The organism is Treponema sp. UBA7570 (assembly GCA_002477955.1).
In the GTDB taxonomy this organism is placed as follows: Bacteria; Spirochaetota; Spirochaetia; order Treponematales; family Treponemataceae; genus Treponema_D.
Map to the genome: position 1 here is coordinate 100,641 of DLLE01000028.1, position 10,735 is coordinate 111,375.

Genomic DNA, 10,735 nt, shown 5'->3' on the forward strand with positions numbered 1-10,735 from the left:
AATTTTACTGCTGAATATCGCGTTCTTTCCGGCAATAAACCTCAAAAGTATCACCAAGCCCAAAAAAGTGGCTTGCAGCCGTGTAAAAAGCCCATTTGAGGCTGTTTGGTTTTGAACCGGCAAGATTTGGAAATCGTTCCGGATGATGGCCTGTGCTCAGGATTTTTTCGATTTTAAATCCGTATTTTTTTAAAATCGAAGAAACGCGGTTCGGTTCCCAAAGTGAATAGTGATCAGCCGGGCTGTTTTGGAAAAACGAATGAGTGTTAAACCTTCCGGAAACGCCTCCTGCAGAAGGCGTGCTGAATGCAAAAACTCCGCCTTTTTTCAATATTTTCGAAACAGCCTTGAGCACGCTGTCCAAATTTTGAAAATGCTCGATTACATACCACATCGTAACGGCGTCAAACTCATTTATTCCAAACTCGGCTGCAGCATCAAAAGCCGGAAAAGCGGCGCAGGTTGCAGGATAATGGAGCTTTTCCTGAACATAACTTACGGCCTCGGCGGAAATATCTGTTCCAAAAACCTGCCATCCGGCATCGTTTGCAGCATCCATAAACGGACCAAAAGCACAGCCTACGTCAAGAACCGCAGGAGTAATAAGTTTATGAGAATTTCGGAAAATATAGTCAATCACACCTGTTCGCCTTACGCACTGACTTTTTATTGATTCAAAATCTTCAAGATAAGTTTTTCCGTACTGTTTTTTGTAATTTTCAAAAAAATACTTTTCGTTGTAAGAAGTGTTTTCTGAATCTGCCGTATAAGACATATAAAGCATTCCGCAAGTATTGCAGCGGCGGAATGTGCGTTTGTTTGTCCGGCAAATAATCTGATCTTCAAAAGTCAGATGATCAGTCGTGCAAATCGGGCAGAACAGCCTTTTTCCCTTTGAAAGCATTCTGACAAATTTTCCCAAATCATTTTTTTCTGGAGAAAGCCGGGCAAAATGCCCCTCAGGGTAAAGCTCATTTACATCAGAAAGTGAAAATTCTGCGCCGATTTCGTTTATGTTCTGCGCCGAAAGACACTTAAATCCGTATTTTCTAGCAAGATTTACGTGAAGAGGAGTTGTTCCAAGAAGGACGACTGCGCAGCCTGCGGCAACCGCTTCAAAAGCAGTAAATCCGTAATGAGTTACGACAACATCGTAATTAAAAAGCTGCTCGCGCAAATTGTGCACAGGTTTTATAAAAGTGATTTTGTCTAAAATTTCAGGCTCAACGCGTTTTTCAGAAGCTTCAGGATTTTGAACAATGGCCGTAACTTTGTAACCGAGTTTTGCATAAGAAACCGAAGCTGGAACAACTAAATCGGCAGGATCTTCACCGCCGACAGTAACAAGAATTGATTTTATGTCTTCGGTATTCTTAAGTTTTTCCGTGCGTTTGTTTTTTGGAAGAGTTATATATGACGGATCTGAAATATTTGCAGGGCGCTGAAGTCCATAAGAAGGAATTATGTCCAGAAGGTAATCGCACAAATCCGTATTCAAAGAACCTTCGTCAATCGCAGCAAGAGGAGCAAGCGATGAAAGTTTTAACGCAAATTCCCGGTCTAAGACAAAGGCATCGGTTACAATGAGACTGTATTCGTCTTTTTCCGGAAGTGAATTGACTATCTGGCTTTCTGAAAAACCATCTTTTTTTGCCGCCTCGATTACTTCATCTTTTTCCTCAAGGTCTGCATCATCTGGAATATAAACATTTGCACCGATTGAAACGGCAATTGCAAGACAGCGGCGCAAATGGCCTGTTCCCTTTCCTTTTTTTACGCAAGGAACGCACAAAACAGGAAATTTTATAGAATCATCTTCAAAAGCATGAATAATTTCTTCACTCGTATAAGGCCCGTTTCCGCCGAGATTTCTTACAACCGTACAGGCGCGGCGATAATCCGCAAGAGTGTCGATTGTCGTTCTTAAAGACGGTCTGTTCCACTGAGAAGGTGAAGAAAGCATTACACTCGTAAAATTTTCAGGATGATTGTAGAGAGACGGGCCGACGTGTTCGTGGTCATAAGGCTCTTCTGTCAAAGAAGCGGCTTTTAAAAGCGATTTTGCACTAAAAATTTCAACTCCGCTTCCATGCGGAAGCCCTGTATAAGTTATGTAGTCGCATTTTCCAGTCTGAGAACGGCGGTTATACTGTTCAAGAAGAGAAACTGCGCAATCATAAAAAAGAAACGGATTGTCCGCAGTAGCACGAATTACCGTATCTGCCTTAGTTTTTTTTATCAAAAGGCAAAAACGTTCAAGAACGTCTTCGAGAGGACCTTCAAAAACACTAAAACCATTGCGCTTTGCAACCGGAGCAAGCTGTCCGCAACTTTCGCTGTCTGCCGCAAGATAATATTCATCTGCTGGAACTTTTTTCATAGCGGCAAGAGTCCAGTCAAGAACAGTTGAATTTCCGAGCGGCAGCAAAGCCTTTCCCGGAAGACGGGTGGAAGAAAGCCTGCATTGGACAACAAGAATCGTCATTTTATTTTTCCCCAGTTTTCTACAAGATATTTTGCATCGATTTTAAAACGGTATTTGTTTTTGGAAACCCAATTCCGGGCATCGCAAAACTGTCTGTAAGATTCAATTAAACCGCATCCTGACCTTAAAAGATATACAAAAAATGAAGATTTTGGAATAACTCCGTGATCTTCGTCAAAACGCGGAAGCAAATTTTTTAAGAAAAACCGTCCGTAGGACAAGTTCGCAGTCAAATTTTCAACAGGAAAATCATCTTCATAAGAAAAACTGTACAAAGTTGAAATTAAGACTTTTTCGCCCCAAAGCCAGGCGCGCATAAAAAAGTCCAGAGTCTGCCAGTGCAGAGAATTTATTGTGTAATCAAAACCACCGAGCTCAATAAATTTTTTTCTATTATAAATACCGATGTTATCAAGCGGATAAAGCGTTTTTAAACCGTCAGAAATCGAAGATGAGGCAAAAACATCAAAAGTTGAACCTTTTACAGTCGGTGAAAAAATCAAAGGAAAATTTGTAATTGAACCGCAAGTGAGCCGTGGACTGGCGCATAAAATCTTTAAGTCCTCAATTTTTTCAAGAACACGTGAAGAAATCAATTCGCCTTCGATTTTTAAATTGTCGCGAAAAACCAAAACATTTTCGCACGAAAATTCCGACATTCCGATATTTATAAGTTCGCCTTCGTTTACGTTTTCCAAAGGAATTACAAATTTTACTGACGGAAATTTGCGCGAAAGTTCATTTATATTGTAATTTTCATGATTTTTTTCGACCGAAACAATCTGCTCAAAACCCATTTTTATCAGTTTTTCCAAAATGGCAGAACGAAACTGGCTTCCTTTTCCATTTAAAAGCAAAAGCCCGGCCGGAAGTTTTATTTCGGAAGGAGAATCTTTTCCTCCAAGCACAGCTCGGTTTATCTGTCGTTCGTTAAAAATTAAAGGTATAGTATTCATCGCAGGCTCGGCATTTTTCGCAATAATTTTTATTCATGTGGTTCAAAACTTCTTTCTGAACTGAATCCCAAATTTTTTCAAAAGGCTCTCCAATTGCATTTCCGGCAATTTCCGAAATTCTTGATCTGCACAAAGGAACGCTTCCGTCTGAAAGAATATTCATATCGCGCCTCAAATGCCAGCAAACGTTCCGTTCTAGAGGAGAAAGGTCTGCGGGTTTTTCATCGCTCAAAAGCCCCGCGCAGCTGTCGTATTTCAAAATCACAAATTGTCCGCCAGAAGGAGAAGTTTTTTCTTTCCAAAAACGATAAAAACTTTCAAGCTGCTCTTCGTTTTCATTCATTCTTGTAAACTGCGGATAAACGTGCGATGGAAAAAATTGAGAAAGCATTGAAACAGTTTTTAAGGCTTTTTGAAAATTTGAGCCCGAGATTCCATTCATTTTTTCGTACATTTTTTCATCAACGCTGTCAAGCTGAACAGCAAAGTCAATGCGGCAAGAATTTTTTGAAGCTTCTGCAATTTTTTTTGCCTGCTCTTCAGAAAGGCAAAGTCCGTCAGTTTCGATAAAAAGCTTTAATTCAGGATATTTTAAAACTTCAAGCGCAAAATCAACAAAATCTGGATTTAAAGCCGGCTCGCCAAAAAGCGAAAATCCGACTGTTGCCTGAACCGAAAAATCTGCAATTTTTTTTACGAGAATTTTAAATTCATCTAGCTGCATAAAAGGCATTTTTTTGTCAGAAAAAAGTTTTTCGTAAGGACAGTAAAGGCTTTTTGTATTATAAGAATTTGAAATCTGAATATTGTAATAAGCAGGCAATGTCTGCTGGATTCCTGGCATTTTTTCTGCCAAATCAGAAATTTCGTAAACATTAAAATCTGGCGTCAAAAAATCTTTTTTTTGCATTTTTGCTTCTTCAAAAAGACGGACACAAGAAGTAAAACCAGATTTTGAAGAACATTCAAAGTTATAACGCAGCATCCGATAATCTTTATCTGAAATAACAGTTTCTATTTCAAAAGAATTTATATCCGAACTTATAATGGAAAAAAGCGCATCGCGGGAAGCAGGCTTTTCTCCAATTGATTTTTGAAAATTTTCCGCAAGACTTGCAATTATCGCGGCCGCTCCCCTGTCTATAATTTCCGGGGCAAAGCCACTTGCAAAACCGTCGGCAAAAGTATATTCAGCCTTGTACTGAACATGGGAAAATGCGAGCTCATCTGTAAGCTCTTTATTTAAAAACGGAGAATCCGCCCAGGCAAAAACTGCAAAATCAGCAGAATTTTGCGCGCACTGAGAAGCAATTTCCTTTGCGACAAGCGCATTCGTCCAGTCTTCGTGCTGAACAAGCAAAATCTCTTTTTTTTGAGGAAGACATTCGCTTATAAACGGAAAATTCTCTTTATTTGTAAAAATTACGGTTTTTATCGAATTTTCAACGGAAAAAGCCCATTCAAGAGTTTTTTCAAAGGCACAGAGAGAATCAAATTTTTTTTCATATCTAAAGCCAGGCTTTTCTCCGGCAAAAAGAATTACAAGTTTTTTCATTTTATATTTATCGGTTTTTCGATTGAACAAGATAAACTGATTGTATAAAATTGGAAAAAATTATGGCAACACAACTTTTTCCATCAGATACAGTTTTTTCAGTAACCAGTTTAACTTCGGTTATCAAGGAATTGCTGGAATCTTCTTTTGTAAACATAAGCCTTGAAGGAGAAATTTCCGGTTACAGACCAAATTCAAGCGGACATCTGTATTTTACATTAAAAGATGAAAATTCTCAAATAAGCGCAGTTATGTTCCGGGGAAAAACTTCTGGCCTGAAATTTGTGCCAAAAGACGGAATAAAAGTCCGCTGCACAGGTTCAATTTCGGTTTACGCTCCGAGAGGAAATTACCAGATTATTATTTCTAAAATGGAAATTGCAGGAGAAGGAAATATACTGCAAATTCTTGAGGAACGAAAAATGCGCCTGGCGGCAGAAGGTCTTTTCAATTCCGACAGAAAAAAAAGAATTCCTTTTTTTCCAAAAAAAATCGGCGTTATAACAAGTCCGACCGGCGCCGCTCTGAGAGACATTTTACAGATTACAAAACGCAGAAATCCGGCTGTAGAAGTAATTGTTTTTCCGGCTGTTGTCCAAGGAAACGATGCGGCGCCTTCGATTGTACGGCAAATTCAAGCTGCGAACGATTTTAAAATGGTAGATACGCTTATTGTCGGTCGTGGAGGCGGTTCAATAGAAGACTTGCTTCCTTTTAGCGAAGAATCTGTGGTTCGCGCAGTTGCCAAAAGCGAAATTCCTGTAATAAGCGCAGTCGGACACGAAATTGACTGGGCACTTTGCGATTATGCCGCTGACTGTCGTGCTCCGACGCCTTCGGCTGCGGCAGAAATTGCAGTTCCCCAGCTGATTGACATAAAAAACGATTTAAATGGCTATCAAAACGAAATGCTAAGCCTGATAAATGCAAAAGTCGAAAAAATGAAGCTTTTGCTAAAGTCATTCAATCCAGATTCGATGGAAATGCGGTTCAGGACAATTGAACAGCCTTATCTTATGCGGCTTGAAAATGCAAAAAATGCGCTGCAAACAAATTTTGACGAAAAAATTAAAAATTTCCGGCAGTTTTTACGTGAATCAGTTCAAATTCTGGAAGGAGCGAGCCCAAAAACGATTCTTGCCAGAGGATACTCAATGGTAAAAACCGCAGACGGAAAAATTATACGCAGTCAGACCGACGTAAAAAACGGAGAAAAAATCGAAATCTACCCGGCAGAAGGAAAAATTCTCGCAACTGTAGACTAAAAAAAATACGAGGAGAAGGAAAAATGACTTTTGAAGAAAACCTTACAAAACTTGAATCACTCACAAACGACATAAAACGCACGGATATTTCGCTCGAAGATGCGCTTAAAGATTTTGAAGAAGGAATAAAACTTGCAAAATCCCTCGAAGCCGATCTCGACAAAATCGAAGGAAAAATCCAGATTTTGACCAACCAGCCTGTAAAAGCAGAAAAAAATCCGACAGGAACAGAAATTCCGCCGCAAATGGATCTTTTTTCGGCCGCTGATGCAGAAAATGGCACGGCAGGAGCGCCAGTACAGGGGTTAAGACAGTAAAATGCCGCAGGACAAAAAAGTGCGCAGAGCTGTAAGACAACTGAGTGCCGATGTTGCAAGAAAAATTGCCGCAGGAGAAGTAATCGACCGTCCAAACGCCATTGTCCGCGAACTTATGGACAATGCCGTAGACAGCGGAGCAGATTCAATTTCCGTAGAAATTTCCGGTGGCGGGATTGAAAAAATAAGAATTTCTGACAACGGTTCTGGCATGACAAAAGAGGATTTATCAGCCTGTGCCCGTCCGCACGCAACGAGCAAAATCGTAGACACTGCCGACTTGAACAACATAACAACTCTCGGTTTTAGAGGCGAAGCTTTGGCTTCAATCGCCGCAGTAAGCAGGCTTTCGATTTCTTCGGGAAACTGGAGGATGAAGGCAAGCATTTTAGAAGACCATCTGCTCGAACAGATTCCTCTTGTACAAAACGGAGAAGGAACAATCGTAATGAGCGAAGGTCTTTTTGAAAATTATCCTGCCCGCAGAAGATTTTTAAAACGTCCTGCATCCGAAAATATGCTGTGCCGCGAAACTTTTGTCGAAAAAGCGCTTCCGCGCCCAGACATCGCATTCCGTCTTACAACAGACAATTCGCTAAGGCTTGACTTGCCAAAAGACGTTACTTTGACAGAAAGATTTGTTTCCGCCCTTGAATTGAACGAATCAACCGAGAATTTTGCAGAATTAAAGGCTTGCGGCGGAAATGAATGGAATTTCAAACTTGTAATCGGCGAACCAACGGTTTACAGAAGCGACCGCAGGCAAATTTTTATCTACATAAACGGAAGGCGCGTTCAGGAATTTTCACTTTTGCAGGCGATTGAATACGGATGCCAGGGATTTTTTCCGAACGGAACACATCCGGTGGCAGCTCTTTTTGCGGAAGTTGATCCTTCGACCGTGGACTTTAACATTCATCCAGCAAAAAAAGAAGTTCGATTTAGAGACAGTTCAGCACTTCACCACGGAGTAAGTTCAACCGTAAAAGAATATTTCCGCTCATACGGAATCAAGAATTCCCAGATTTTTGAAGACAAGGACAACGAAGAACAGAACAATGTTCCGGGATTCGATTTTGGAGAAACCTTACCTTCAATAAAAATTTTGAAAAACCAGTCAAAAACGAATGAAAATTCCGAAACACAATTTTTCTCATCGCTTGCAACTCTCGCTCTTTCAGAAAATTCAAAACTTCAAGAAAAAAACGAAAATTCTGAAATCTCAACAAATTCTCAAAAAAAAGGCGGCGACCTGCGTTCAAGATTTTTTAATTACGACAGCACTCAGACAACACAAAAAACGCTTTACGAAAACCACTCTTACAAAAATGACCATATTTCCGAAAAATCGATCTCAAAACTTTACGAAAAGACAGAATTTCCGCAGTTCACAAAGCCAGACTCAGACGGTTTTTGCTACATCGGAACCGTTCTAAACTGCTTTCTCATAGCTCAAGTTCAGGACACAATTTATTTTATCGACCAGCATGCCGCCCACGAACGGATAATTTTTAACAAGCTTCTTTCGGAAAAAAAAGAAACACAGTCTCTTTTAATTCCTTACAAAATAACGACAGAGGACGAGTCCGAAGAAAAATATCTTGAAGCCGCGCTTCCATTTCTAAAAAATGCAGGTTTTACAGGAAAAAAAGCAGGCGAAGGAGTTTTTGAATTTTCGGAAGTTCCGGCAAGATGGAAAGGCACGCAAAAGGATCTTCAGAGCGCGCTTCTCGACAAGCTCGTAAAGCCAGAAGACATAATATACTCTGTCGCCGCAATGACAGCCTGCAAGGCCGCGGTCAAAGACGGATATGTTTTGGACAGAGCGGCAGCCGAAGAACTTGCAAAACAAGCTCTAAAACTTCCAGACCCGCACTGTCCTCATGGACGTCCAGTCTGGACAACGCTCACAAAGGAACAGCTTTTTGCCAGAGTAAGAAGAACAAGATGAGCCTTTGACGGCAATAAAAATATCGTCCGTTTTATTTTCTTAACTTAAACTCAACGCGGCGGTTGTATTCTTTATTCGCAGACTTTCCTTCCCCGCATCTGGCTTCCATCCTGTTTTCAGGAACACCAAGTCCTTTAAGCCTGTTTTCGACAGATTTTGCGCGGTTAAGGGCGAGAATCTGCTCTTCTGTCGTCCACTCTTCTCCATCAGGATTTACATAGCCCGTAATAGTTACCCTGTATTCTTCGTATTTTTCATCAACCAAAATATCGTAAACTTTTTTGAGTGTCTGTGAATTCTGCTCAGTATTTACAAGCTCCGAACTGTTGATTTTAAAAGACAGAGTCGGAATCGCAATATTTACAGTGCCGTCAGGGTTTTCGCTTATTTCAACGTTTTTTGCGACGACAGGATCTTTTTTGCTCTTTGTGACCTCAACTTTTCCGCTGTCCTGGGCAGAAACTCCGAGCGCGTCCGTCACAGACATTTTGTAACTCAAACTGTTTCCGTCTTTCACAGTTTCGCCCGAATTAGTTTTCCCGTCCCATTCTATATTTTCCGGAGGAGTTCCAGTTCCGCTCTTCGAGTAAATTGTGCGGTTATTCATCTTAACTTCAAATTTCCAGTCTTTTACAAGCGCTTCGCTTTCAGACGAAACTTTAAAGCTGAGCTTATCGTCAATTCCGTCGCCATCTGGAGAAAAACTGTCGCTTTCAGGAACAAGAGTAATCTGAGGAACATTGCTAAAGCAGCTGAACGAATTTCCTTCCGCGTCTACGCTTCCATTATTCCTGTAATTGACAGAAATTTTTGCAGAAAACCTTCCGTCTGCCAACCGGCCAGAGTCCGTTTTTCCATCCCATTCAATTCTGTCAGGAAGTTTTTTGCCTTTTATAGTCTTTACGGTATTTCCGTATTCATCTGTAATTTCAAGAACATAAGTTTCGATTTTATTTCTGTCGGTCGCGCTGACATTAAAAATCTGCTTCTGCTGCCTTGAATTAGGACTGTTAGGAGAAAAACTTGCATTTAAAGCCTTTAGAGCTACAACACCAGCAGGAAGGCTGTAAACTGCGTCCGCAAGATTTTCCTGACCAAAGAATTCCTTTTTTTCATCCTGAACAGCAGCAGCTTCTTCATTATTTTCAAGTTCCGCCTTTTCCGGAACAAGAACAGGAGCCGTCGCAACGCTCTTTTCAACCGCTTCCACAACCGGCTCTTCTCCGCCAAACGCAATTTCAACAGGCTCATCTTCCGGCACAACTTTCAACGGTTCTTCCGCTTCTGTTTCGTTTTCGACAAGCTCATCTTCTTTTTGCGGAAGCGGAGGCGCCTTTACAATTTCAGAACGGACAAGCTCTTCGTTTTTTTCGTCATCCTCAACTTTTTCTTCAGGAATCTCATAATTCACCTTTTCTTTCTGTTCAACAATAACTTCATCATTTTTTACATTCGCAAAATCAAGGTCGATAAGCTCTGGCTTTTCTTTTGCACGCCTTTCGATTTCTTCACCAAGAAGAGAAATCAGCCTTTCAATCTCCGGCCTTTGGCTAGATTCCGGCTCAAGCTCAAGATATTTTTCGTAATTTTGTTTTGCGTCCTGCAGATGATCCTGCTTTAACTGCGCATTCGCCCTATTCAAATATGCAGGCCCAAAATTTTCATCTTCGCGGATCGCAATCGCATAACAAGCATCGGCCCTTGCATAATTTGTAAGCGCGTATGCAGAATTTCCAGCATTGTAGGCAAGAATTTTGTGGTCGGTATTTTCCTTTGTCAAACCGCGCGCGCAGCATGCAAGAGAACGGGTAAAATCTCCGGTCTGATAATACGCAACTCCCAAATGAATCCAAACATTCGGGTTTATATTTTCAAGCTCAACACATTTTTCAAAATACGGAATCGCTTCCGCAGGCTTGTTCAATCCAAAAAGTTTTTCGCCTGTTTCATAATCCTCGTTAAAAACCGTAACAATTTCTTCTTTTTTAACAGATTCCTTCGCATTTTTAGAAGCCGCATTTTTTTTTGCGGCAAGATTTTTCTTCGCCTGGGAAAAAACAAAAAAAGGACAAAAACAAATCAAAATCAAACAAAAATTTTTTTTCATATCAACAATATCGGCTTAAATTTTCTATAGATTAAGCGATTAAGACGGACGCCAACAAACTTTAAAAGCCCAGTTTTTTTGTCAGCAAAACAAAAAAAA

The 10,735-nt window shown here is 40.5% G+C and carries 7 protein-coding genes; 3 read left to right on the top strand and 4 right to left on the bottom strand.

The window, feature by feature from the left end; translation table 11 throughout:
* Nucleotides 1–4: 4 nt before the first annotated feature.
* Genes B4N75_RS03200 through B4N75_RS03210 form a run of 3 tightly spaced genes read right to left on the bottom strand, consistent with a single transcriptional unit; the run spans nt 5 to nt 4,996 of the window.
* On the bottom strand, nt 5–2,485 hold the full coding sequence (locus tag B4N75_RS03200) for a cytidylyltransferase domain-containing protein (protein ID WP_296706564.1): 2,481 nt from the start codon (nt 2,483–2,485) through the stop codon (nt 5–7).
* Nucleotides 2,482–3,441: a hypothetical protein gene (locus B4N75_RS03205; protein WP_296019870.1), complete on the bottom strand. Its 960-nt coding sequence runs from the start codon at nt 3,439–3,441 to the stop codon at nt 2,482–2,484. Before B4N75_RS03205 ends, B4N75_RS03200 begins: the two co-directional genes overlap by 4 nt.
* A complete protein-coding gene (locus tag B4N75_RS03210) occupies nt 3,416–4,996 on the bottom strand; it encodes a spiro-SPASM protein (RefSeq protein ID WP_296706565.1) in 1,581 nt (526 codons plus the stop codon). The genes B4N75_RS03205 and B4N75_RS03210 overlap by 26 nt, the downstream gene beginning before the upstream one ends.
* A 62-nt stretch (nt 4,997–5,058) precedes the next feature.
* Between B4N75_RS03210 and xseA the strand changes: the two genes are divergently transcribed.
* Genes xseA through mutL form a run of 3 tightly spaced genes read left to right on the top strand, consistent with a single transcriptional unit; the run spans nt 5,059 to nt 8,529 of the window.
* Nucleotides 5,059–6,261 carry an exodeoxyribonuclease VII large subunit gene (gene xseA, locus B4N75_RS03215; protein WP_296668247.1) on the top strand — a complete coding sequence of 401 codons (1,203 nt, stop codon included), beginning with the start codon at nt 5,059–5,061 and terminating at the stop codon, nt 6,259–6,261.
* Nucleotides 6,262–6,284: 23 nt separating this feature from the next.
* Complete coding sequence (gene xseB / locus B4N75_RS03220) at nt 6,285–6,578, top strand: exodeoxyribonuclease VII small subunit (protein WP_296706566.1); 294 nt, start codon at nt 6,285–6,287, stop codon at nt 6,576–6,578.
* A 1-nt stretch (nt 6,579) separates the two neighbouring features.
* A complete protein-coding gene (mutL, locus tag B4N75_RS03225; protein WP_296668245.1) occupies nt 6,580–8,529 on the top strand; it encodes a DNA mismatch repair endonuclease MutL in 1,950 nt (649 codons plus the stop codon).
* 31 nt (nt 8,530–8,560) lie between these two features.
* On the opposite strand, the gene B4N75_RS03230 is transcribed toward mutL, so the two are convergent.
* On the bottom strand, nt 8,561–10,636 hold the full coding sequence (locus B4N75_RS03230) for a FlgD immunoglobulin-like domain containing protein (RefSeq protein ID WP_296668243.1): 2,076 nt from the start codon (nt 10,634–10,636) through the stop codon (nt 8,561–8,563).
* Nucleotides 10,637–10,735: the final 99 nt, after the last annotated feature.